This is a genomic window from Streptomyces sp. WZ.A104, assembly GCF_002382885.1.
Classification (GTDB): Bacteria; Actinomycetota; Actinomycetes; order Streptomycetales; family Streptomycetaceae; genus Streptomyces.
This window is the reverse complement of the sequence record NZ_NWVL01000013.1, coordinates 85,854-107,360: the sequence shown is the minus strand read 5'-3', so window position 1 is coordinate 107,360 and position 21,507 is coordinate 85,854. Positions and strand designations below refer to the sequence as shown.

Genomic DNA, 21,507 nt, shown 5'->3' with positions numbered 1-21,507 from the left:
CCGATTCGTACAAGACGGCCGGGACGGCGTGCTCCTACGGTCGGGGCATGACTCCACGACTCGACGCGATCGGCATCATCACGGCGGACCTGGCGGCCTCGCTCGCCTTCTACCGGCGGCTCGGCCTCGACATCCCCGAGGGGGCGGAGTCCGCGCCCCATGTCGAGGTGACCCTGCCGGGCGGGCAGCGGCTGCTGTGGGACACCGAGGAGGTCATCGCCTCGTTCGACCCCGCCTGGAAGCGCCCGGCGGGCGGCGAGCGGCTCGGGCTGGCGTTCGCCTGCGAGGATCCGGCGGAGGTGGACGCCCTGTACGCGGACCTCGTCGAGGCCGGTCACCGGGGCCATGCGAAGCCCTGGGACGCGGAGTGGGGGCAGCGCTATGCGGTGGTGCTGGACCCGGACGGCTGCGGGGTCTCGCTGTTCGCCTCCGCGTCCCCTGCTGCGAAGTAGGCCCCGAGCGTCGTTCCGGCGAGGTCGCGCATCTCTCGGGCCAGGTGGGCCTGGTCGGTGCAGCCCGCCCGGCATGCGGCCTCGGCGTACGGGAGGCCGGTGCGGATGAGGGTCAGGGCGCGCTGGAGGCGGAGGATTCGGGCCAGGAGCTTGGGGCCGTAGCCGAAGGCCGCGAGGGAGCGGCGGTGCAGTTGGCGGGCTCCGAGGCCGACCTCGGCGGCCGTCGCGGCGACGGACCGGCCGCGTCGCAGCCGGTCCGCGACCGCCACGGTGAGCGGGTCCGGCGGTCCGGTGCCGGCGGCCAGGTCCAGGGCGGCGTCCTCCAGGGCGGCGGCGGGGTCGGGGGCCCGGTCGATCCGCTCGACGAGCCTGCGGGCGGCGGACCGGGGCCAGAGGGCGTCCAGCTCCACCCGGTGGTCGCGCAGCTCGTGTGCCGGTACGCCCAGGAGCGTCGGCGCGGTGCCGGGGGCGAAGCGGATCGCGGCGCAGGAGCCCCGGTTCCGCGGGTCCACCTCGAAGGCGTGGCTGTCGGGTCCGGCGACGATCAGGCGGCCGCCGGTCCAGATCAGGTCCATGCAGCCGTCGGGGAGCACGGACCGGGCGGGCTGCTGGGAGCCGGGCGGGGCGTCCAGGGTCCAGACGACGGCGCCGTCCAGCCGGGACGGCCTCTCCTCGTACCTCTGGCGGGGCATGCTTCCACGCTAGCGCGGCGTCAGGACGACGGCGGTTCCCTGGAGGTCCTGGACTCCTTGGAGTCCTTCTCCCAGGTCGCGTGCAGCCGGGACTTCACGTCGTCGGGCGGCAGGAAGCGGGACCAGCGCTCGGGGAACTCGGAGGGCATGTACGCGGGGCCGTCGTCCTCGTCGTCTTCCGTGTCCGTGCTCTCGTAGGCGGTCGCGCGGGTCCGGGCGACGAACTCGGCGGCCTGCGCGGCCCGGACGCGTTCGGATGCCTCGCGGGCCTCGGCGGTGGCGAGCGAGGGCCACACCCGGTCGATGGCCGCGTTGACCGCCGCGCCGACCAGGACCGCGAAGGCGGAGATGCCGATCCAGAGCAGGACGGCGATGGGCGCTGCCAACGAACCGTAGATCGTGGGGCCTTCGACCGTGTTGGTGAGGTAGATGCGCAGCAGGAAACTGCCGAACACCCACATGCCGAGCGCCACGAGCGCTCCGGGGACGTCCTCGATCCAGGGCGAACGCACGGGGACGGACACGTGGTAGAGCGTGGTGAGGAACGCGATGGTCAGCACCATGACCAGCGGCCAGTACAGGACGGCTATGACCTCGGTGCCCCAGGGGACGAACTCGACCACCCGGTCCGGCCCGACGACCAGCAGCGGCAGCACCACCGCGCCCAGCAGCAGGGCGACGACGTAGAGCAGGAAGGCGAGCAGCCGGGTCTTGACGATCCCGCGGTGGCCGTCGAGTCCGTACATCACGGTGATGGTGTCGATGAAGACGTTCACCGCGCGGGAGCCGGACCACAGGGCGATGGCGAAGCCGATGGAGATGATGTCGGGGCGGGCCCCGGTCGTGACGTCGGCGAGCAGCGGTTTGGCGAAGTCGTTGACCCCGCGCTCGGAGAGCACGGTCTGGGCGGCGGAGAGGATGTTGCGCTCGATGGAGGCGACCGTGGTGGTGGTCGTCCACTCGTCGACGTAGCCGAGCAGTCCGATCAGGCCGAGCAGCAGCGGGGGCAGCGAGAGAAGCGTGAAGAACGCCGCCTCGGCCGCGAGTCCCAGGATGCGGTACTCGATGCACGAGTTGACGGTGTCCTTGAGCAAGTGCCATGCCATCTGCCGCTTGGAGACATTGCGGTAGAGCACTCGCGCCCGGTGGAGCCGGCCCGATGGCCGCTCGGGTGTTTCATTTGCTGCCTGCACCTCCTTACCGTATCCGCATGGCAGCCACCACCCACACAGTGACCAATCAGGTTCCGCCGCTGGTCGGCTATGACGTCTTTGCCGCCGACCGGGCCCTGACCGAGGCCGTCGAACGGCACATCGCGACCGGAGTTCTGCCCGGGGCGCTGGCGGAGCTCGGGGAGCTCGGCCGGTCCGCGGGCTCCGCCCAGGCCCAGGAATGGGGGGCGCAGGCGAATACGTACCCACCCGTTCTGCGCACCCATGACCGTTATGGGAATCGGATCGACGAAGTGGAGTTCCATCCGTCCTGGCACCGGCTGCTGAGCCATGCCGTGTCGGCCGGTCTGACGGACGCCTGGGGACGTCCGGCCGGTCACGTGCGGCGCGCGGCCGGGTTCCTGGTCTGGACGCAGGCCGAGGCGGGGCACGGCTGCCCGCTGTCGATGACGCATGCCGCGGTGCCCGCGCTGCGGACCGATCCGGCGCTGGCCGCCGAGTGGGAGCCGCTGCTGACCTCGCACACGTACGAGGAGGGGCTGCGGCCCGCCGGGCGGAAGAGCGGGGTGCTCTTCGGGATGGGCATGACGGAGAAGCAGGGCGGCACCGACGTACGGTCCAACACCACGCGGGCGGAGCCGCTGTCCGGCGAGGGCGAGTATCTGCTCACCGGGCACAAGTGGTTCTGTTCGGCGCCGATGTCGGACGGTTTCCTGGTGCTCGCGCAGGCGCCGGGCGGGCTGAGCTGCTTCCTGGTGCCGCGCGTGCTCCCGGACGGTACGCGCAACGTGTTCGCGATCCAGCGGCTGAAGGACAAGCTGGGCAACAAGTCGAACGCGTCCAGCGAGGTCGAGTTCGACGGGACGTGGGCCCGCCGGGTCGGCGAGGAGGGGCGCGGGGTGCGCACCATCATCGAGATGGTGGCGGCCACCCGGCTCGACTGCGTGGTCGGTTCGGCGGCGCTGATGCGGCAGGCGGTGGCGCAGGCGATCCATCACAGCGCGTACCGCAGCGCGTTCGGGGGGCTGCTGATCGAGAAGCCGCTGATGCGCAACGTGCTGGCCGACCTGGCGCTGGAGTCGGAGGCGGCGACGGTCCTGGCGATGCGGCTGGCCTCGGCGTACGACACGGACACCGAGGAGGAGCGGGCCTTCCTGCGGCTCGCGGTGCCCGCCGCGAAGTACTGGGTCACCAAACGGTGCACGGCCGTGGTGGGCGAGGCGCTGGAGTGCCTGGGCGGCAACGGGTACGTGGAGGAGTCGGGGATGCCCCGGCTGTTGCGGGAGGCGCCGCTGAACTCGATCTGGGAGGGCTCCGGCAACGTCCAGGCGCTGGATGTGCTGCGCGCGCTGCAACGGGAGCCGCAGGCGCTGGACGCGTTCCTGCGTGAGGTCGGGAAGGCGCGCGGGGCGGATCACCGGCTGGACGCGGCGATCAAGGATCTGCTGACCGAACTGGCTGACCTGGAGGGCATCGAGGCGCGGGCCCGGCGGCTGGTGGAGCGCATCGCGCTGGTGCTCCAGGGTTCGCTGCTGGTGCGCTGGGCGCCGCCGGAGGTCTCCGACGCCTTCTGCGCCTCGCGGCTCGGCGGGGACTGGGGCGCGGCGTTCGGGACGCTGCCGCACACGCTGGATCTGGCGTCGGTGGTGGCACGGGCCCGGCCGGACGCCTCGTAAGCCGTGAGCCCCCGAGGACGGGCCGGGGGCGGGCGAGCGACAGAGGGTGGTGCTGCGCCGACACGGCACCACCCTCCATGCTTCTGCACCACCGAAGAGCCAGAACAGGCCCGGCCCACGGTGTTCCGCCACTCTCGTACAGTCGCGCGTCGCGTCGCCAGAGTTGCAAAGGGTTGCAACCATTGTGTGCACTGGGCGGAAGCGTTCGGGGGGAACGGGGGACTCGGGGGAACGGGGGATGGCGGCCATGACGGAGAAGGGTTCTGCCGGGGTGGTGCGGGTGACCGGTGAAGGGGCGGACCGCGGGGCGACGCGGCTGCTCCACCGGGCCCGGGAGGCCCGGCTGACGGGTGAGCGGACCAGGGTCGCGCCCCGGGCCGAGATCGACGCCTCCTGGAACCGAGTGGTGCGCAGCGGCATAGACCCGGAGCAGTCGCCGGAGAGCGAGCTGCTGGAGGCGGACGAGATCGAGCACCGGCGGCGCAGCACGGCGCTCGGTGAGCTGATGCCGCTGCTGCGGTCGGGGCTCGCCTCGATCGCGGACGCCGCGCAGCAGATCATGGTGGTCACCGACACCGAGGGCCGGGTGCTGTGGCGGCAGGGCAACACCGGAGTGCTGCGCCGGGCCCACGACATCTGCCTGGAGGAGGGGGCGGCCTGGGCGGAGGCGGCGACGGGGACGAACGCGATCGGTACGGCGCTGGCGGCCCGGGCCCCCATCCAGGTGCACTCGGCCGAGCACTTCATCCGGGCGCTGCACGGCTGGACCTGTGCGGCGGCCCCGGTGCGCGATCCGCGCGACGGGCGGCTGATCGGGGTCGTGGACATCAGCGGCCCGGCGTCCACGTTCCATCCGGCGACGCTGGCGCTGGTCGACTCGGTGGCCCGGCTCGCCGAGGGCGAGATCCGCAACCGGCACCTGGCGGAGATCGAGCGGCTGCGCGCGGTGGCCGCGCCGATCCTGTGCCGGATCGGCGGGCGGGCGCTGGCAGTGGACACACACGGGCGGCTGGCGGCGGTGACGGGGATGCCTCCGGTGGACCGGCTGCCGCTGCCGAAGTCTCTGCGGCCGGGCCGGGTGTGGCTGCCCTCGCTCGGCATGTGCCGGGTGGAGCCGTTGCCGGGCGGCTGGCTGGTGCAGGTGAGCGACGGCGGGGCGGAGGGGCCGCCCCGCCGGGTGGTCCTGGATCTGAGCCGGCCCCGGGGGCTCGCGGTGCATCTGACCGGTCCGCTGGGCACCAGCACCCAGCGGCTCTCACCGCGCCACGCGGAGCTGCTGTTCGCGCTGTCCGTGCACCGGGAGGGGCGGACGGCGTCCGAGCTCGCGCGGGACATCTTCGGGGACGCGACCCGGACGGTGACGGTCCGGGCCGAGATCTCCCGACTGCGGCGCCATCTGGCCCCGGTGCTGGCGCACCGCCCGTACCGCTTCGGGGACGGGGTGGAGGTGGAAGTGGTCCACCCGGAGCACCCGGGCGATCTGCTGCCGCACTCGAAGGCGCCGGTGGTGACGCTCGCCCGCGGGCGAGCGGGGACCGGCTGAGGCGGGGCCGCCGTGCGCGGGGGTCCGGCGGCATGGTTTTCTGGCGGTCATGAGCGACTTCCCGCAGCCCGCAGCGCCGACCACCGAGGTGACCGTCTGGTCGCTGGAGCAGACCTCGCCCGCCGATCTGCTTCCGTCGGCCGTGCCGGAGGGGGACGTACGCATCGTCCGGTCCGAGGTGCCGCTGCCGGAGTTCAGCCGCTTCCTCTATACGGCCGTGGGCGGCGACATCCGGTGGACGGACCGGCTGGGGATGACGTACGCCCAGTGGCAGGCGGCACTGGAGCGGCCCGGGGCGGAGACCTGGGTGGCGTACGCGAACGGGACTCCGGCCGGGTATGCGGAGCTGGACCCGCAGGACGACGGCGTGGTCGAGATCATGTACTTCGGGTTGATCCCGGCGTTCCGGGGACGGCGGATCGGCGGCCACCTCCTGTCGTACGCGGCGGCGCGCGCCTGGGACCTGGCGGAGCGCTGGCCGGGGCGGCCCGCGACGAAGCGGGTGTGGCTGCACACCTGCTCGAACGACGGTCCGCACGCGATGGACAACTATCTGCGGCGCGGCTTCCGGCTCTTCGACACGAGGACCGAGGTGGAGCCCGAGGTGGCGACGCCCGGACCGTGGCCCGGGGCGTACGGCTCCTGACCGAGATCCAGGTCGGTGGAGCCACCCCCCTTGCTTCCGGGCCCCGGCCTCCCTCTCGGGGCGTTTTGTCGGCAATGCCAAGGGTGGCCCCTGTGACCGGCACCACATCATCTCACCCTTCGGGACCAGGTCGTCCACATAATGGATAGTGGTGGACTGTCCCGAGATGCGCGTGACACGCTTCCGTCATGTCTGGAACTGGAATTGCCTTGGTGAGTCGACGCCACGTCGACCTCGGCCGCATGTCCAGCGCCATCTGTCCGGCGAGCTGAGAGCCTCAGCACCCGCCGCACCCTCTTACCTCTGAACCGCCCCTGCGCACCGCCGCGCCTCAGCGCGAGTGCGCCGCTCAGAGCCGCCCTCCTGCAGTCCCGAAGGACGTACTGTCATGGCCGCTACCCCGGAACAGCCTGCGACCACCACACCCCGCCGCAAGGCCGGACGCCACCGTGGTGAGGGTCAGTGGGCCGTGGGCCACCACACCCCCCTGAACGGGAACGAGCAGTTCAAGAAGGACGACGACGGTCTCAACGTGCGGACACGTATTGAGACGATCTACTCCAAGCGCGGCTTCGACTCCATCGACCCGAACGACCTGCGCGGACGTATGCGCTGGTGGGGGCTGTACACCCAGCGCAAGCCCGGCATCGACGGCGGCAAGACGGCCGTCCTTGAGCCGGAGGAGCTGGACGACGAGTACTTCATGCTGCGCGTCCGCATCGACGGGGGCCGGCTGACCACGCAGCAGCTGCGGGTGATCGGTGAGGTCTCCCAGGAGTTCGCGCGCGGCACCGCCGACCTCACCGACCGGCAGAACGTGCAGTACCACTGGATCCGGATCGAGGACGTGCCCGAGATCTGGCGGCGCCTCGAAGAGGTGGGCCTGTCCACCACCGAGGCCTGCGGTGACACGCCCCGCGTGATCCTCGGCTCCCCCGTCGCGGGCATCGCCGAGAACGAGATCATCGACGGCACGCCCGCGATCGACGAGATCCAGCGCCGGTTCATCGGCAACCCCGACTTCTCCAACCTGCCCCGCAAGTTCAAGTCCGCGGTCTCCGGCTCCCCGCAGCTGGACGTGGCGCACGAGATCAACGACATCGCCTTCGTCGGCGTGAACCACCCGGAGCACGGCCCCGGCTTCGACCTCTGGGTCGGCGGCGGCCTGTCCACCAACCCCAAGCTCGGGGTCCGGCTCGGCGCCTGGGTGCCGCTGGACGAGGTGGCCGACGTGTACGGCGGGGTCATCGGGATCTTCCGCGACTACGGCTACCGGCGGCTGCGCACCCGCGCCCGCCTGAAGTTCCTGGTCGCGGACTGGGGCGCGGAGAAGTTCCGCCAGGTCCTGGAGGACGAGTACCTCAAGCGCAAGCTGGTCGACGGGCCCGCGCCCGAGCAGCCCGCCCAGACCTGGCGCGACCACCTCGGGGTGCACCGGCAGAAGGACGGCCGCTTCTACGTCGGCTTCGCCGCGCGGGTGGGCCGGGTCGACGGGACCACGCTCACCAAGATCGCCGACCTGGCGGACCAGCACGGCTCCGGCCGGGTGCGGACCACCGCCGAGCAGAAGATGATCGTCCTGGATGTGGCCGAGGAGCAGGTCGAGTCCCTGGTCGCCGGTCTGGAGGCGCTGGACCTGCGGGTCACGCCCTCCCCGTTCCGGCGCGGCACGATGGCCTGCACCGGCATCGAGTTCTGCAAGCTGGCGATCGTCGAGACGAAGGCGCGCGGCGCGTCCCTCATCGACGAACTGGAGCGCCGCATCCCGGAGTTCGACCACCCGATCACCATCAACATCAACGGCTGCCCGAACGCCTGCGCCCGTATCCAGGTCGCGGACATCGGTCTCAAGGGCCAGCTGATGCTGGACGACGAGGGCAACCAGGTCGAGGGCTATCAGGTGCACCTCGGTGGCGCGCTCGGGCTGGAGGCCGGGTTCGGCCGCAAGGTCCGTGGTCTGAAGGTCACTTCGGCCGAACTGCCGGACTACGTCGAGCGGGTGCTCGGCCGCTTCCAGGAGGAGCGCGAGGACGGTGAGCGCTTCGCGGCCTGGGCGGCGCGCGCCAGTGCGGAGTCGCTGTCATGAGCGAGCGAGCCGCTCCGTTCTACTGCCCGTACTGCGGCGACGAGGACCTCCGTCCCAACGAGACCGGTCACGGCGCCTGGGAATGTGCCTCCTGCAACCGTGCGTTCCAGCTGAAGTTCCTGGGCCTGCTGACCCGGGGTGTTCAGCGCAACGACGTTGGAGAGGACCGGATATGACGGACACTCTGCTGAGTGGAGAGCTCACCGACCGGGAGCTCCAGGAGCTGGCCGAGCAGGCCGGACGGGAGCTGGAGGACGCCTCCGCGACCGAGATCCTGAAGTGGGCGACCGACGCCTTCGGGCCGCGCTTCTGCGTCACCTCCTCGATGGAGGACGCCGTGGTCGCGCACCTGGCCTCCCGGGTGCTGCCGGGCGTGGACGTGGTCTTCCTGGACACCGGCTACCACTTCCCGGAGACCATCGGGACCCGGGACGCGGTGGACGCGGTGATGGACGTCAACGTCATCACGATCACCCCGCGGCAGACGGTCGCCGAGCAGGACGCGGAGCACGGCGAGAAGCTGCACGACCGCGACCCGGACCTGTGCTGCGCGCTGCGCAAGGTCAAGCCGTTGGAGGACGGCCTCACCGCGTACGCGGCGTGGGCGACGGGGCTGCGGCGCGACGAGTCCCCGACCCGGGCGAACACCCCGGTCGTGGGCTGGGACGCCAAGCGCCGCAAGGTGAAGGTCTCCCCCATCGCCCGCTGGACCCAGGACGACGTGGACGCCTACGTCGCCGAGCACGGGGTGCTCACCAACCCGCTGCTGATGGACGGTTACGCCTCCGTCGGCTGCGCGCCCTGCACCCGCCGGGTGCTGGAGGGCGAGGACGCACGGGCCGGCCGCTGGGCCGGCCGGGGCAAGACCGAATGCGGGCTGCACGGCTGATGACGACTGATCAGGAGAGTTCGATGAGCGTGACGGAGACGGGAGCCACGATCTGGCTCACCGGTCTGCCGAGCGCGGGCAAGACCACCATCGCGTACGAGCTGGCGGGCCGGCTGCGGACCGAGGGCCACAAGGTGGAGGTGCTCGACGGCGACGAGATCCGGGAGTTCCTCTCCGCGGGCCTCGGCTTCTCCCGCGAGGACCGGCACACCAACGTGGCCCGGATCGGCTTCGTCGCCGAGCTGCTCGCCGCCAACGGCGTGAAGGTGCTGGTCCCCGTCATCGCCCCGTTCGCCGACAGCCGCGAGGCGGTCCGCAAGCGGCACGCCGCCGAGTCCACCACCTACCTGGAGGTACACGTCGCGACACCCGTCGAGGTGTGCTCCGTACGCGATGTGAAGGGGCTGTACGCCAAGCAGGCCGCGGGCGAGATCAGCGGGCTCACCGGGGTCGACGACCCCTACGAGGCCCCGGAATCGCCCGACCTGCGGATCGAGTCGCACCAGCAGACCGTGCAGGAGTCAGCGGCGGCGCTCCACGCGCTGCTCACCGAGAGGGGCCTGGCGTGAGTGCCGTCACCACCGTGCCGGAGGGCACCGTCCATCCGTACGCGCTCAGCCACCTGGACTCGCTGGAGTCCGAGGCGGTCCACATCTTCCGTGAGGTGGCGGGAGAGTTCGAGCGGCCGGTGATCCTGTTCTCCGGCGGCAAGGACTCCATCGTGATGCTGCACCTGGCGCTGAAGGCGTTCGCGCCCGCGCCGGTGCCGTTCACGCTGCTGCACGTGGACACCGGGCACAACTTCCCCGAGGTCCTGGACTACCGCGACCGTACGGTGAAGAAGCACGGGCTGCGGCTGCACGTCGCCTCCGTGCAGGAGTACATCGACGCCGGGAAGCTCCGCGAGCGCCCCGACGGCACCCGCAACCCGCTCCAGACCGTTCCGCTCACGGAGGCGATCCAACAGCACCGCTTCGACGCGGTGTTCGGCGGCGGGCGGCGCGACGAGGAGAAGGCTCGCGCCAAGGAGCGGGTGTTCTCGCTGCGGGACGAGTTCTCGCAGTGGGACCCGCGCCGCCAGCGCCCCGAGCTGTGGCAGCTGTACAACGGGCGGCACGCCCCCGGTGAGCACGTCCGGGTCTTCCCGATCTCCAACTGGACCGAGCTGGACGTCTGGCAGTACATCGAGCGCGAGGGCATCGAGCTGCCGGAGATCTACTTCGCCCACGAGCGCGAGGTGTTCAACCGCAACGGCATGTGGCTGACGGCCGGTGGCTGGGGCGGGCCCAAGGACCACGAGGTCACCGAGACCCGTCTGGTGCGCTACCGCACGGTCGGCGACATGTCCTGCACCGGTGCCGTCGACTCCGACGCCACCACGCTGGACGCCGTGATCACCGAGATCGCCGCCTCCCGGCTCACCGAGCGGGGCGCGACCCGCGCCGACGACAAGATGTCCGAAGCTGCGATGGAAGACCGCAAGCGCGAGGGGTACTTCTAAGATGACCACACCCATCCTGTCGGCCGAGCAGTTGTCGGCCACCACCCTTCTGCGGTTCGCCACCGCCGGGTCGGTCGACGACGGCAAGTCCACCCTCGTGGGACGCCTCCTGCACGACTCCAAGTCGGTCCTCACCGACCAGCTGGAGGCCGTCGAGCAGGCCTCGCTGAGCCGCGGCCAGGATGCGCCGGACCTGGCGCTGCTGACCGACGGGCTGCGGGCCGAGCGCGAGCAGGGCATCACCATCGATGTCGCCTATCGCTACTTCGCCACCGCCCGCCGCCGGTTCATCCTCGCCGACACCCCGGGCCATGTGCAGTACACCCGCAACATGGTGACGGGCGCCTCCACCGCCGAGCTGGCCGTGGTCCTGGTCGACGCCCGCAACGGGGTCGTCGAGCAGACCCGCCGCCACGCCGCCGTCGCAGCCCTGCTGCGCGTCCCGCACGTGGTGCTCGCCGTCAACAAGATGGACCTGGTCGACTACGCGGAGCCCGTGTTCGCCGCGATCGCCGAGGAGTTCACCGCGTACGCCGCATCCCTCGGCGTCCCGGAGATCACCGCGATCCCGATCTCGGCGCTGGCCGGGGACAACGTGGTGGAGCCGTCCGCGCACATGGACTGGTACGGCGGGCCGACCGTCCTGGAGCACCTGGAGACGGTCCCGGTCAGCCACGACCTGACCGCCTGCCACGCGCGCTTCCCCGTGCAGTACGTGATCCGCCCGCAGAACGCCGAACACCCCGACTACCGGGGATACGCCGGTCAGATCGCCGCCGGGGCCTTCCGCGTAGGCGAGTCCGTCTCCGTACTCCCCTCGGGGCGCACCACGACGATCACGGGCATCGACGCGCTCGGCGAAAGCGTGGACATCGCCTGGGCGCCGCAGTCGGTGACGCTCCGGCTGGCCGACGACATCGACATCTCGCGCGGCGACCTGATCGCCCCCGCCGTCGACGCGCCGCCGGTCACCCAGGACGTCGAGGCGACCGTCTGCCACGTGGCCGACCAGCCACTCTCGGTGGGCCAGCGGGTACTGCTCAAGCACACCACCCGTACGGTCAAGGCGATCGTCAAGGACATCCCCTCCCGGCTCACCCTGGACGACCTCTCCCAGCACCCGGCCCCCGGGCAGCTGGTCGCCAACGACATCGGCCGGGTCATCGTACGGACCGCCGAGCCGCTCGCCCTCGACGCCTACGCGGACTCCCGGCGCACCGGCTCCTTCCTGCTCATCGACCCGGCGGACGGCACGACGCTCAGCGCCGGCATGGCCGGGGCGTCCTTCGCCGCGGTGGCCGAAGCAGGCGGCAGCGCGGCCGACGACGCCGAGTGGGACTTCTGATGGCCGGCGACTTCTTCTCCACCTTCGCGAAGGAGGGCGGCCGCGTGGGCAGCGGCGCCCTCGGCAGTGGCCAGGGCGGGGTCGGGCGATGTGCGTGATGACGTACGCGCACCGCTTGCGCGCCCACCCGTACCACCCGCACCCGCAGCGTCCCTACCGCCGAAGACCTGCCGATCTCCCGGCCGCGCCCCCCTGAGCACCAGCGGGACGTGAGCACCGGGCCAAGGAGAGGAACACCTTCCGTGTCTGCCCCACGTTCCAGCGTTCGCCGCGGCCTGGTCGCCGTCGCCGCCCTGCCCCTGCTCGCCCTGGCCGCCACCGCCTGCGGCTACGGCTCCCAGGCCCAGGCCGACGACGCGAGGGCGAACGTCTCCTCCGGTGGCAGGAAGCTCTCCGCGGACACCGTGAGGGTCGGCTACCTTCCGAACATCACGCACGCCACCGCCCTGGTCGGTATCCAGGAAGGCACCATCCAGAAGGAGCTGGGCGGCACCGAGGTCGAGTCGACGGCCTTCAACGCCGGCCCCTCCGAGATCGAGGCGCTCAACGCCGGGTCCATCGACATCGGCTTCATCGGCCCCTCCCCCGCCATCAACGCCTACGTCAAGACCCAGGGCAAGGGGCTGCGGATCGTGGCCGGTTCGGCCTCCGGCGGGGTGAAGCTGGTGGTCGACCCGGAGAAGATCAAGACCGTGGACGACCTGAGGGGCAAGCGGATCGCGACCCCGCAGATCGGCAACACCCAGGACGTGGCCTTCCTCAACTGGATCGCCGAGAAGGGCTGGAAGGTCGACCCGCAGAGCGGCGGGGGCGATCTCTCCGTGGTCCGCTCGGACAACAAGGTGACGCCCGACGCCTACAGGGCCGGTTCTCTGGACGGCGCTTGGGTCCCCGAGCCGACCGCGTCGAAGCTGGTCTCCGAGGGCGCGAAGGTGCTTCTCGACGAGAGGGACCTGTGGCCGGACAAGAGGTTCGTGATCACGCACATCGTCGTGTCGCAGAAGTTCCTCGACAGGCACCCCGACGTCGTCGAGGCCGTGATCAAGGGGTCGATGTCCACCAACAAGTGGATCGACGACAACCCCGAAGAGGCCAAGGCGTCCGCGAACAAGGCGCTGGAGAGGCTGAGCGGCAAACCGCTGCCCACCGGGATCCTCGATCCGGCGTGGGAGTCCATCGAGTTCACCAGCGACCCGCTGGCCACCACGCTCAGGACGCAGGCGGGGCACTCGGTGCGGGCAGGTCTGCTGGAGGACCCGAAGCTGTCGGGCATCTACGACCTGGGCCCGCTGAACAAGCTCCTCAAGGCCGAGGGCCGGCCCGAGGTCGCCGACGCCGGTCTCGGCGTCAAGTAGCCAACCCGTACAGGACCCAGGAATCCCAGGAGGTGACGACCATGGCGACCAGCACCCTCACCAAGGCCGAGGACCGTACGGCGGTCGAGCACGCCGCCCGTCTCACACACGTCTCGAAGTCCTTCGCCGGGCCCACTGGGCAGCAGCTCGTCCTGGACGACATCAACCTCGATGTCGCTCCGGGTGAGTTCGTCACCCTCCTGGGGGCATCCGGGTGCGGAAAGTCGACGCTGCTCAATCTGGTGGCCGGACTCGACCGCCCGTCCGCGGGGTCCATCGAGACCCCCGGCGGGCGACCTGCCCTGATGTTCCAGGAGCACGCCCTCTTCCCGTGGCTGACCGCGGGCAAGAACATCGAACTGGCCCTGCGGCTGCGCGGGGTACCCAAGTCGGAGCGCCGCGGCGAGGCCGAGCGGCTGCTCGGACTCGTCCGCCTCGGCGGCGCGTACGGCAAGCGGGTGCACGAGCTCTCGGGCGGTATGCGGCAGCGGGTGGCGATGGCCCGCGCGCTCGCCCAGGACAGCCAACTGCTGCTGATGGACGAGCCGTTCGCGGCGCTGGACGCGATCACCCGCGATGTGCTGCACGACGAGCTGACTCGGATCTGGCGGGAGACGAACGCCTCGGTCCTCTTCGTCACGCACAACGTGCGTGAGGCGGTACGGCTCGCGCAGCGCGTCGTGCTGCTGTCGTCGAGGCCGGGCCGGGTCGCCCGGGAGTGGACGGTCGACATCGAGCAGCCGCGCCGCATCGAGGACAAGGCGGTGGCGGAGCTGTCCGTCGAGATCACCGAACAACTGCGTGGGGAGATCCGCCGACATGGCCAGCACTGACATCACGTCCGGCCGGAAGCGGCCGGACGGGCCGGACGGCCTGGCCGACGCGAGGCCCGACGACCTGGCGGGCCTGGAGGCGGGCCTCGACGCCCTGGACGCGGTGCAGATCCGCCGCACCCCCGTCGGCGAGGTACTGCGGAACAAGGTGCTGCCGCCGGTCGTGGCGGTGGCCCTGGTCCTCGTCGTCTGGGAGCTGCTGGTCCGCGCCGAGTTCACCGAGGTCCACAAGCTGCCGCCGCCGTCCGCGGTGTGGGACAGCGCGAGGGACATGTGGCTCAAGGGGACGCTCCTGGAGGTCGTCTGGACCAGCGTCTCTCGTGGTCTGCTCGGCTTCCTCCTCGCGGTGGCCATCGGTACGCCGCTGGGGCTGCTGGTCGCCCGGGTGAAGCTGGTCCGGGCGGCGATCGGGCCGATCCTGGCCGGGCTCCAGTCGCTGCCGTCGGTGGCGTGGGTGGCCCCGGCGGTGATCTGGCTCGGGCTGAACGACCAGATGATGTTCGCGGTGATCCTGCTGGGCGCGGTGCCCTCGATCGCCAACGGGCTGGTATCGGGCGTGGACCAGGTGCCGCCGCTGTTCCTGCGGGCGGGCCGCACCCTGGGCGCGACCGGCGTCCGCGGGACCTGGCACATCGTGCTCCCGGCCGCGCTGCCCGGCTATCTGGCGGGCCTCAAGCAGGGCTGGGCCTTCTCCTGGCGCTCGCTGATGGCCGCCGAGATCATCGTCTCCTCGCCCGACCTAGGCCTGGGACTCGGCCAGTTGCTGGAGAACGGTCGCAGCAACTTCGACATGCCCGGGATCTTCCTCTCCATCCTGCTCATCCTGTTCGTCGGCATCGCGATCGACCTGCTGATCTTCAGTCCGCTGGAGCGGTGGGTGCTGCGCAGCCGCGGTCTCCTCGTCAAGAACTGAGTCACGCCATGTCCCACCCCGTTCTTCTCCTCATCGCCCACGGCAGCCGCGACCCGCGGCACGCCGCGACCGTGCACGCGCTCACCGAACGGGTGCGGGCCGAACGGCCGGGGCTGCGTGTGGAGACGGGATTCCTGGAGTTCAACGCTCCTTCCGTGCCCCGGGTGCTGGAGCGCCTGGCCGCGGAGGGGGCCAACGAGGTGACCGCCCTGCCCCTGCTCCTGACCCGGGCGTTCCACGCCAAGACCGACATCCCCTCGGTCCTGCGCGAGGCCCGGGCCCGGCTGCCGCGGCTGCACATCCGCCAGGCGGACGTACTCGGCCCCTCCCCGCTGCTCAACGCCACCCTGACCCGGCGGCTGCGGGAGGCCGGGGTCCGTCCCGGCGACCTCCCCCGGACCGGGCTCGTCCTGGCCTCGGCGGGATCCACAGACCCGGAGGCGATCGCAGTGATCGCTGAAATCGCGCGGGAGCTGCGGCACACCGGTTGGTGCGCCGTGCGGCCTGCGTTCGCCTCCGCTGTTCATGCCGGCGGCTTCTCCCGTACCGAGGACGCGGTACGGGACCTGCGCGCCGAGGGGGTCCGCCGGGTGGCGGTGGCCCCTTACGTCATCGCTCCAGGACGCCTCCCCGACCGCATCGCGGCGGGCGCCGAGGCGGCCGGGGCGGATGTGCTGGCCGGCGTGCTGGGCCCCGCGCCGGAGCTGGCGCGGCTGCTGCTGGACCGGTACGACGAGGCGCGGGTGGCGGTGGGGGCGTCGTTGTCGGCGTAGCGCTACACACGACCAGCCCGCTGACCGCACAGCCAACTGCCGCGCCCGCCAGGGTTTCCGCCGCGACCGACCAGGTGAAGCGCCGCTCCAGCACGCCGGGGCCGGGCGACCGCGTTCGCGCACGGGACGCCTCCCAGCGGCTCAGTCGTAGGACAGCCCACCCGAGCGCGCCCGCTTGAGCTCGAAGAACCCGTGGTGGTTGGCCAGCACCCGGAAGCTGTCGAAGAGCTCCGCCGCCTCCTCGCCGCGCGGGATCGCGTTGAGGACCGGGCCGAACCACACCGTGCCGTCGACGTGGATCGTCGGCGTGCCCACGTACGCCTCCTGCTCCGGGTCCTTGCCCGCGTCATGGCAGCGGGCGACCTCTTCGTCGTACGCCGTGGAATGCGCGGCCTCCGCCAGGGCGGCGGGCAGGCCCAGTTCGGCGAGGGCGGCGGCGATCACCGCGTCGAAGTCCTCCTCCTTGTGCCGGTGGATGCGGGTGCCGAGGGCGGTGTAGAGGTCCCGCAGGATGCCGTCGCCGTGGGCCGCGGCCGCGGCGACGGCGACGCGGACGGGGCCGATCGATCTGTCGACCAGTTCGCGATACCAGTCGGGCAGTTCATTTCCCTGGTTGTGCAGATACAGGCTCATGGGGCGGAAGCGGAGCTCGATGTCCCGTTGCCGCTCCACCTCCAGCATCCAGCGGGAGGTGATCCAGGCGAACGGGCAGGCCGGGTCGAAGTAGAAGTCGACGGAGGTGCGGGCGGGGGCGGAGGTGGGGCGGTGCGTGCTCATGCGCCTCAGCCTAGGCAGTGATTGGTGTGGGCTCCCGGGCCAATGAGTACCTGGTGCGGTGGGCCACTTCAGTACGCCTGCCGGGTGCGGGAACGGCCGAACAGGCGCCGTTGACGAGCAACGGGCCTCATGTCAGCGTCGGTTCGCGCGGAACGACCGTGCGCGGTCCCGTCGGCACGGCGGGCGTCCGGGAGGGGAACCATCATGAGAAGACGCAGGTCCACGACGATTCCGGCGTTGGCGCTGGTGCTGTCCGGAGCGCTGCTCACCGCCGGGGCGGCCGCGCCCGCCCTGGCCGTCGGCAGCGGGCACTCAGGTGCGCCGACGACCGCCGAGGCGTTCCGGCTCCAGGCCGATCCGACGCCCGAGGAGCAGGAGCGTCTGAGGGAGATCGCGGGCGCGATCTGGACGCCGCAGCTGGCCGCCGGATGGAACATGAACGCCGAGGTCGCCGGGGTGCTCTCGCAGGCGACCGAACGCATCCTCCAGTGCTCGGAGGCGTTCGCCCTCGTCCCCCGGCCGCCGGGCTTCGTACCGGGCCTCGGGTATCTCGTCCAGTACTGGAAGAACCTGCGGGACTACTTCCTGGTGGTGAAGGACAACCGCACCTACCGTGCGTGCGTGGTCTCGACCGCCGCCTACTACCGCTCCATCATCGAGATGGCGTCCGCGGGCATCTGAGTCCGGACGGACGGGCTGCCGTACGGCCGGTACGTGCGGCCGCCCGTCAGGCGGGCGTCTTTTGCGGCTGGTCGGGGTCAGGGGTGTGGTGGCGGCCCACCGGGATCACCAGCGGGGTCCGGCTCACCGGGTCCGTGGCCACCTGGCAGCGGAGGCCGAAGACGTCCTCGACGGTTTCGGCGGTGATGACGTCGGCGGGTGCGCCTTCGGCGACGACGCCGCCCTTCTTCATCGCGATGACGTGATCGGCGTACCGGCAGGCCTGGTTGAGGTCGTGCAGGACCATCACGACCGTGCGCCCCTCGCGGCGGTTGAGGTCGACGACCAGGTCCAGGACGTCGATCTGGTGGGCGAGGTCGAGATACGTGGTCGGCTCGTCGAGGAGGAGAACCGGGGTTCCCTGGGCGACGGCCATGGCGATCCAGGCGCGCTGGCGCTGGCCGCCGGAGAGTTCGTCCACCGCGCGGTCGGCGAGGTCGGTGGTGCCGGTGGCGGCGAGCGCGTCGTGCACCGCCTGCTCGTCGGCCTTGGTCCACTGCCGCCACCACGTCTGGTGCGGGGAGCGGCCCCGGTTGACCAGGTCGATGACGGTGAGGCCCTCCGGGGCGACCGGGGACTGCGGGAGGATGCCGAGCCGCTGGGCAAGCTCCCGGGTGGGGATGGTGTGCAGGGCGCGGCCGTCCAGGCTCACCGCTCCTTCGCGGGGGGCCAGCAGCCGGGCCAGGGCGCGCAACAGGGTCGACTTCCCGCAGGCGTTGGCGCCGATGATGGCGGTGATGCGGCCGGGCGGGACGGCCAGGTCGAGGCCGGAGACGACGGCCCGGTCGTCGTAGCCCAGGTGCAGTCCCTCGGCCCGCAGGTCGGGTTCGGCGGTGGTCATCGGTCAGCCTCCTGAGCCCGCGCGGTTGACGCGGATGAGCAGCCAGAGCAGCACCGGGGCGCCGAGCACTCCGGTGACGATCCCGACGGGCAGTTCGGTGCCGGGGATCAGTTCGCGTGCGAGGACGTCGGACGCGAGGACGACGAGGGCGCCGGTCAGTCCGCCGGCGAGCGGGGGCGGCCAGGCGGTGCGGCAGAGGCGCTGGGCGATCTGCGGGGCGGTGAGCGCCACGAACGCGACCGGTCCGGCGGCCGCCGTGGCGAAGGCGACCAGGCCGACGCCGGTGATCAGGACGGTGAGGCGGACGGTCTGGACCCGCGTGCCGAGCCCCTTGGCGACGTCGTCGCCGAGTTGCAGCGTACGCATCAGGCGGCCGATCAGGAGGGCGGCGGGCACCAGGACGAGGAGGGAGACGGCGAGCGGTGCGGCCTGCTGCCAGTCGCGGCCGTTGAGGTTGCCGACGAGCCAGCCGAGCGCGGCCTGCGCCTGGAAGCGGCCGCCCCGGGCGAGCAGGAAGTCGGTGATGCTGAGGCAGACCCAGGAGACGCCGATGCCGACGAGGATGATGCGGTAGCCGGTGGTGCCGCGCCGCCAGGCGAGCCCGTAGACCAGCAGGGCGCTGGTGAGGGCCCCGAGGAGGCCGAGAGCCTGGGTGCCGAGGCCGAAGTCCCAGCCCAGCACGATGCCCGCGACGACGGCGGTCCCGGCGCCCTGGGTCAGGCCGATCATGTCGGGGCTGGCCAGCGGGTTGCGGGTCATCGTCTGGAACAGCGCCCCGGACATGCCGAACGCGATGCCCGCGAGCAACCCGGTCATGGCGCGGGGCAGCCGCAGTTCCTGGACGACGAGGAGGGTGCCCGGGTCGCCGGAGCCGGTCAGCGCACGGGCGACGTCGGTGAGGGGGATGCCGTACTCCCCTATGGAGACGTTCCAGCACAGGGCCAGGAACACGGCGAAGGCCAGCGCGGCGCAGACCGCGAGCTGCCGGGGGCGCAGGGTGCCGGAGACCGGCGGGAACGCGAGCCGGAAGGGGCGGGCGGCCGACTTCGCGGCCGGGCGCGACTTCGTGGGCAGGGTGTCGGTGGTCACGGTCATACCTCCGCGAGGCGGCGTCGGCGGACCAGGGCGATGAAGAACGGTCCGCCGATGAAGGCGACGATGATCCCGGCCTGCACCTCGACGGGCCGGGCGATCACTCGGCCGAGGATGTCCGCACTGAGCAGCAGACTCGCGGCGAGGGCGGCCGAGAGCGGCAGCAGCCAGCGGTGGTCCGGGCCGAGTCCGGCGTACTGGGCGAGGACCCGGGCGACGTGCGGGACGACCAGGCCGATGAAGACGACGGGGCCGATCACCGCCACCGCCCCGCCGGTGAGGAGGGTGATGGCGATGACGCCCTGGAGGCGGACGAGGCCGAGCTTGCGGCCGAGCGAGGCGGCCACGTCGTCGCCGAGGGCGAGGCTGTTGAGGGCGGGGGCGCTCGCCAGGGCGAGGAGGGCGCCGAAGGCCAGGAAGGGCAGGACGCGCAGCACGGTGGAGGCGTCCTGTTCGGCGAGCGAACCGGCCGACCAGAAGCGGTAGCGGTCCAGCGCGTGCGGGTCGGTGAGGACGATGGCGCTGGTCAGCGAAGTCAGGACGGCGGTGACCGCGACTCCGGCCAGGGCCAGCTTCACCGGAGTCGACCCCGAACGCCCCATCCTTCCCAGCAGATAGACGACGACGCTGGCGGCCATCGCCCCGGCGAACGCGAACCAGATGTAGCCGAGCAGCGAGCCGATCCCGGCGACCCCGGCGGCCAGCACGATGGCGAACGCGGCCCCGGCGCTCACCCCGAGGATGCCCGGGTCGGCCAGCGGGTTGCGGGTCAGCGCCTGCATCACGCAGCCGGAGAGGCCGAGCGCCGCGCCCGCCGCCAGGCCCAGCGCCGTACGCGGGATGCGCACGGACCAGATCACGTCCTCGACGCGGGGCCCGGTCGGCCGGCCGAAAAGCGCCTTGAGCACGTCGCCGGGCGGGATCTGGAGCGCGCCGAGCCCGATCGAGAGCAGGCACAGCACAACCAGCACGGTGCCGAGCGCGGCCACGAGCAGGGCGGGTCGCCATCGGGCGGGGCGGGTCACGGGGCTGGCTCCACGGTCCGGTTCCTCAGGGGTGGTTCGGCGGGGACGGGTCAGGGCTCGTCAGAACGGGCCAGGACGGGTCAGGACGCGGGGTGGACGACCTTCGTGTCCGTCTTGCCGTCGACTGCGGCGGACAGCATCGGCACCAGGCGGTCGACGGTGTACGGGATGCTGAGCGGGGTGACGAAGGAGATGGCGCTGCCGAAGTGGCTGCTCTCCTTCACCATCACCTCGCGGCCCTCCTCGACCACGTCGAGCTTTCCGTAGAGCGGGTTGGCGTGGAGCTTCTTGGCGTCCTTGTCCGGGTCGGCGACGATCCAGACGGCGGCGTCCGTGTCGAGGAGGTCGGTGCGCTCCTTGCTGATGTTGGCGCCGAACGCGTCGCCGACGACCTTGTCCAGGCCGGCGGGCAGCTGGAAGCCGAGGCCGTTCAGCACCCGGGAGCGGTTGTCCTGCGAGCCGTAGACGTACATGCCCTCGTACGGGGTGGCCATGACGGCCGTCCTCCCCTTGAACTCGGGGTGCGCGGCGGCGGCGTCGTTGATGTGCTTCTCGGTCTTCGCGACCAGCTCCGCGGCCTCCTCGCTCTTGCCGAGGGCCTTGCCGACCTGCGCGGTCTGGTCCTGCCAGGAGATGCCCCAGTCCGGGCCGTCCTTGGGCTGGGCCACGACGGGGGCGATCTTGGAGAGGGTGCGGTACTGGTCCTTGGTGAGGCCCGAGTACAGGGCGAGGATCAGGTCGGGGCGCAGGGAGGCGATCTTCTCGACCTGGGGTCCGGTGCCGTCGTCGTGCAGGACGGTGGGCCGGGGCTTGTCGCCGAGGGCCTTCTCGGCCCAGGGGCCGATGGCTCCCTTGAACTCGCCGAACCACTCGGTGGTACCGACGGGGACCTTGCCGAGGGCGAGCACGGCGTCCTGGTCGGAGAGGCCGACGGTGACGATGCGCTGCGGCTCGGCCTTGAGGGTGGTGGCACCGTACTTGTGGTCGAGGGTGACCGGGTAGGCGCCCTTGCGCGGGCTGTCGTCGGCGGACGGGGCGGCCGCGTCGCCGCCCTCGTCGGACCCGCAGGCCGCGGCTCCGAAGAGCAGCAGGGCGGACGCGGCCACGGCGGTCAGCCGGGTGCGCTGGAACAAGCGGAACATGAGCGATTCCTTCGGGGACGGTGGACGTGCCACG

General features: G+C 71.7%; 23 protein-coding genes. 16 read left to right on the top strand and 7 right to left on the bottom strand.

Annotated elements, in window-relative coordinates; all coding sequences use genetic code 11:
* The first annotated feature begins 47 nt into the window (after window positions 1–47).
* Complete coding sequence (locus CIB93_RS09975; RefSeq protein WP_096626222.1) at window positions 48–452, top strand: VOC family protein; 405 nt, start codon at window positions 48–50, stop codon at window positions 450–452.
* Here the strand turns inward: CIB93_RS09975 and CIB93_RS09970 are convergent.
* Both CIB93_RS09970 and CIB93_RS09965 read right to left on the bottom strand, forming a co-directional pair.
* Complete coding sequence (locus tag CIB93_RS09970) at window positions 380–1,144, bottom strand: AraC family transcriptional regulator (RefSeq protein WP_096626220.1); 765 nt, start codon at window positions 1,142–1,144, stop codon at window positions 380–382. The genes CIB93_RS09975 and CIB93_RS09970 overlap by 73 nt on opposite strands.
* A 20-nt stretch (window positions 1,145–1,164) precedes the next feature.
* The gene (locus CIB93_RS09965) at window positions 1,165–2,280 is read right to left on the bottom strand and encodes a YihY/virulence factor BrkB family protein (protein ID WP_096626218.1); all 1,116 of its coding nucleotides are present in this window, start codon (window positions 2,278–2,280) and stop codon (window positions 1,165–1,167) included.
* Between the two features lie 74 nt (window positions 2,281–2,354).
* On the opposite strand from CIB93_RS09965, the gene CIB93_RS09960 reads away from it, so the two are divergent.
* The 14 genes from CIB93_RS09960 to CIB93_RS09900 all read left to right on the top strand — a co-directional run bounded on the left by CIB93_RS09960 (window position 2,355) and on the right by CIB93_RS09900 (window position 15,876).
* Window positions 2,355–3,992 carry an acyl-CoA dehydrogenase family protein gene (locus tag CIB93_RS09960; protein WP_096626216.1) on the top strand — a complete coding sequence of 546 codons (1,638 nt, stop codon included), beginning with the start codon at window positions 2,355–2,357 and terminating at the stop codon, window positions 3,990–3,992.
* A 247-nt stretch (window positions 3,993–4,239) separates the two neighbouring features.
* A complete protein-coding gene (locus CIB93_RS09955; RefSeq protein ID WP_096626264.1) occupies window positions 4,240–5,535 on the top strand; it encodes a GAF domain-containing protein in 1,296 nt (431 codons plus the stop codon).
* Between the two features lie 49 nt (window positions 5,536–5,584).
* The gene (locus tag CIB93_RS09950) at window positions 5,585–6,181 is read left to right on the top strand and encodes a GNAT family N-acetyltransferase (RefSeq protein ID WP_096626214.1); all 597 of its coding nucleotides are present in this window, start codon (window positions 5,585–5,587) and stop codon (window positions 6,179–6,181) included.
* Window positions 6,182–6,369: 188 nt separating this feature from the next.
* The gene (locus CIB93_RS39585; protein ID WP_309486338.1) at window positions 6,370–6,453 is read left to right on the top strand and encodes a putative leader peptide; all 84 of its coding nucleotides are present in this window, start codon (window positions 6,370–6,372) and stop codon (window positions 6,451–6,453) included.
* Between the two features lie 116 nt (window positions 6,454–6,569).
* Window positions 6,570–8,267, top strand: a complete 1,698-nt coding sequence (locus CIB93_RS09945) for a nitrite/sulfite reductase (protein WP_096626212.1) — start codon at window positions 6,570–6,572, stop codon at window positions 8,265–8,267.
* A complete protein-coding gene (locus tag CIB93_RS09940; protein ID WP_096626210.1) occupies window positions 8,264–8,443 on the top strand; it encodes a hypothetical protein in 180 nt (59 codons plus the stop codon). Before CIB93_RS09945 ends, CIB93_RS09940 begins: the two co-directional genes overlap by 4 nt.
* Window positions 8,440–9,156 carry a phosphoadenylyl-sulfate reductase gene (locus CIB93_RS09935; RefSeq protein ID WP_096626208.1) on the top strand — a complete coding sequence of 239 codons (717 nt, stop codon included), beginning with the start codon at window positions 8,440–8,442 and terminating at the stop codon, window positions 9,154–9,156. Before CIB93_RS09940 ends, CIB93_RS09935 begins: the two co-directional genes overlap by 4 nt.
* A gap of 23 nt (window positions 9,157–9,179) precedes the next feature.
* Window positions 9,180–9,725 carry an adenylyl-sulfate kinase gene (gene cysC / locus CIB93_RS09930; protein WP_010059288.1) on the top strand — a complete coding sequence of 182 codons (546 nt, stop codon included), beginning with the start codon at window positions 9,180–9,182 and terminating at the stop codon, window positions 9,723–9,725.
* Window positions 9,722–10,657 carry a sulfate adenylyltransferase subunit CysD gene (gene cysD, locus CIB93_RS09925; protein ID WP_096626206.1) on the top strand — a complete coding sequence of 312 codons (936 nt, stop codon included), beginning with the start codon at window positions 9,722–9,724 and terminating at the stop codon, window positions 10,655–10,657. The genes cysC and cysD overlap by 4 nt, the downstream gene beginning before the upstream one ends.
* A 1-nt stretch (window position 10,658) precedes the next feature.
* On the top strand, window positions 10,659–12,002 hold the full coding sequence (locus CIB93_RS09920; protein ID WP_096626204.1) for a sulfate adenylyltransferase subunit 1: 1,344 nt from the start codon (window positions 10,659–10,661) through the stop codon (window positions 12,000–12,002).
* A 242-nt stretch (window positions 12,003–12,244) separates the two neighbouring features.
* Window positions 12,245–13,357, top strand: a complete 1,113-nt coding sequence (locus tag CIB93_RS09915) for an ABC transporter substrate-binding protein (protein WP_096626202.1) — start codon at window positions 12,245–12,247, stop codon at window positions 13,355–13,357.
* Window positions 13,358–13,398: 41 nt separating this feature from the next.
* Window positions 13,399–14,190 (top strand): ABC transporter ATP-binding protein, encoded by a 792-nt coding sequence (locus tag CIB93_RS09910; protein ID WP_096626200.1) that lies wholly within the window; start codon window positions 13,399–13,401, stop codon window positions 14,188–14,190.
* The gene (locus CIB93_RS09905) at window positions 14,177–15,103 is read left to right on the top strand and encodes an ABC transporter permease (protein WP_096626198.1); all 927 of its coding nucleotides are present in this window, start codon (window positions 14,177–14,179) and stop codon (window positions 15,101–15,103) included. Before CIB93_RS09910 ends, CIB93_RS09905 begins: the two co-directional genes overlap by 14 nt.
* An 8-nt stretch (window positions 15,104–15,111) precedes the next feature.
* Window positions 15,112–15,876 (top strand): sirohydrochlorin chelatase, encoded by a 765-nt coding sequence (locus CIB93_RS09900; RefSeq protein WP_096626196.1) that lies wholly within the window; start codon window positions 15,112–15,114, stop codon window positions 15,874–15,876.
* A gap of 141 nt (window positions 15,877–16,017) precedes the next feature.
* Here CIB93_RS09900 and CIB93_RS09895 read toward each other — a convergent pair whose 3' ends face one another.
* The gene (locus CIB93_RS09895; RefSeq protein ID WP_096626194.1) at window positions 16,018–16,653 is read right to left on the bottom strand and encodes a DsbA family protein; all 636 of its coding nucleotides are present in this window, start codon (window positions 16,651–16,653) and stop codon (window positions 16,018–16,020) included.
* 204 nt (window positions 16,654–16,857) lie between these two features.
* Here CIB93_RS09895 and CIB93_RS09890 point away from each other — a divergent pair, with 204 nt between their 5' ends.
* On the top strand, window positions 16,858–17,334 hold the full coding sequence (locus CIB93_RS09890; RefSeq protein WP_096626192.1) for a hypothetical protein: 477 nt from the start codon (window positions 16,858–16,860) through the stop codon (window positions 17,332–17,334).
* Between the two features lie 46 nt (window positions 17,335–17,380).
* On the opposite strand, the gene CIB93_RS09885 is transcribed toward CIB93_RS09890, so the two are convergent.
* From CIB93_RS09885 to CIB93_RS09870, 4 genes are all read right to left on the bottom strand, one after another.
* Window positions 17,381–18,214 carry an ABC transporter ATP-binding protein gene (locus tag CIB93_RS09885; RefSeq protein WP_096626190.1) on the bottom strand — a complete coding sequence of 278 codons (834 nt, stop codon included), beginning with the start codon at window positions 18,212–18,214 and terminating at the stop codon, window positions 17,381–17,383.
* Between the two features lie 3 nt (window positions 18,215–18,217).
* On the bottom strand, window positions 18,218–19,309 hold the full coding sequence (locus tag CIB93_RS09880) for an iron chelate uptake ABC transporter family permease subunit (protein WP_096626188.1): 1,092 nt from the start codon (window positions 19,307–19,309) through the stop codon (window positions 18,218–18,220).
* Window positions 19,306–20,331 (bottom strand): iron ABC transporter permease, encoded by a 1,026-nt coding sequence (locus tag CIB93_RS09875; protein WP_096626186.1) that lies wholly within the window; start codon window positions 20,329–20,331, stop codon window positions 19,306–19,308. The genes CIB93_RS09880 and CIB93_RS09875 overlap by 4 nt, the downstream gene beginning before the upstream one ends.
* A gap of 80 nt (window positions 20,332–20,411) precedes the next feature.
* Window positions 20,412–21,473, bottom strand: a complete 1,062-nt coding sequence (locus CIB93_RS09870) for an ABC transporter substrate-binding protein (protein WP_096626184.1) — start codon at window positions 21,471–21,473, stop codon at window positions 20,412–20,414.
* Window positions 21,474–21,507: the final 34 nt, after the last annotated feature.

Coding starts and splice junctions, on each gene's coding strand:
- CIB93_RS09975 (WP_096626222.1), top strand. CDS start 48: ATGACTCCACGACTCGACGCGATCGGCATCATCACGGCGGACCTGGCG.
- CIB93_RS09970 (WP_096626220.1), bottom strand. CDS start 1,144: ATGCCCCGCCAGAGGTACGAGGAGAGGCCGTCCCGGCTGGACGGCGCC.
- CIB93_RS09960 (WP_096626216.1), top strand. CDS start 2,355: ATGGCAGCCACCACCCACACAGTGACCAATCAGGTTCCGCCGCTGGTC.
- CIB93_RS09955 (WP_096626264.1), top strand. CDS start 4,240: ATGACGGAGAAGGGTTCTGCCGGGGTGGTGCGGGTGACCGGTGAAGGG.
- CIB93_RS09950 (WP_096626214.1), top strand. CDS start 5,585: ATGAGCGACTTCCCGCAGCCCGCAGCGCCGACCACCGAGGTGACCGTC.
- CIB93_RS39585 (WP_309486338.1), top strand. CDS start 6,370: ATGTCTGGAACTGGAATTGCCTTGGTGAGTCGACGCCACGTCGACCTC.
- CIB93_RS09945 (WP_096626212.1), top strand. CDS start 6,570: ATGGCCGCTACCCCGGAACAGCCTGCGACCACCACACCCCGCCGCAAG.
- CIB93_RS09940 (WP_096626210.1), top strand. CDS start 8,264: ATGAGCGAGCGAGCCGCTCCGTTCTACTGCCCGTACTGCGGCGACGAG.
- CIB93_RS09935 (WP_096626208.1), top strand. CDS start 8,440: ATGACGGACACTCTGCTGAGTGGAGAGCTCACCGACCGGGAGCTCCAG.
- cysC (WP_010059288.1), top strand. CDS start 9,180: ATGAGCGTGACGGAGACGGGAGCCACGATCTGGCTCACCGGTCTGCCG.
- CIB93_RS09920 (WP_096626204.1), top strand. CDS start 10,659: ATGACCACACCCATCCTGTCGGCCGAGCAGTTGTCGGCCACCACCCTT.
- CIB93_RS09910 (WP_096626200.1), top strand. CDS start 13,399: ATGGCGACCAGCACCCTCACCAAGGCCGAGGACCGTACGGCGGTCGAG.
- CIB93_RS09905 (WP_096626198.1), top strand. CDS start 14,177: ATGGCCAGCACTGACATCACGTCCGGCCGGAAGCGGCCGGACGGGCCG.
- CIB93_RS09900 (WP_096626196.1), top strand. CDS start 15,112: ATGTCCCACCCCGTTCTTCTCCTCATCGCCCACGGCAGCCGCGACCCG.
- CIB93_RS09895 (WP_096626194.1), bottom strand. CDS start 16,653: ATGAGCACGCACCGCCCCACCTCCGCCCCCGCCCGCACCTCCGTCGAC.
- CIB93_RS09890 (WP_096626192.1), top strand. CDS start 16,858: ATGAGAAGACGCAGGTCCACGACGATTCCGGCGTTGGCGCTGGTGCTG.
- CIB93_RS09885 (WP_096626190.1), bottom strand. CDS start 18,214: ATGACCACCGCCGAACCCGACCTGCGGGCCGAGGGACTGCACCTGGGC.
- CIB93_RS09880 (WP_096626188.1), bottom strand. CDS start 19,309: ATGACCGTGACCACCGACACCCTGCCCACGAAGTCGCGCCCGGCCGCG.
- CIB93_RS09870 (WP_096626184.1), bottom strand. CDS start 21,473: ATGTTCCGCTTGTTCCAGCGCACCCGGCTGACCGCCGTGGCCGCGTCC.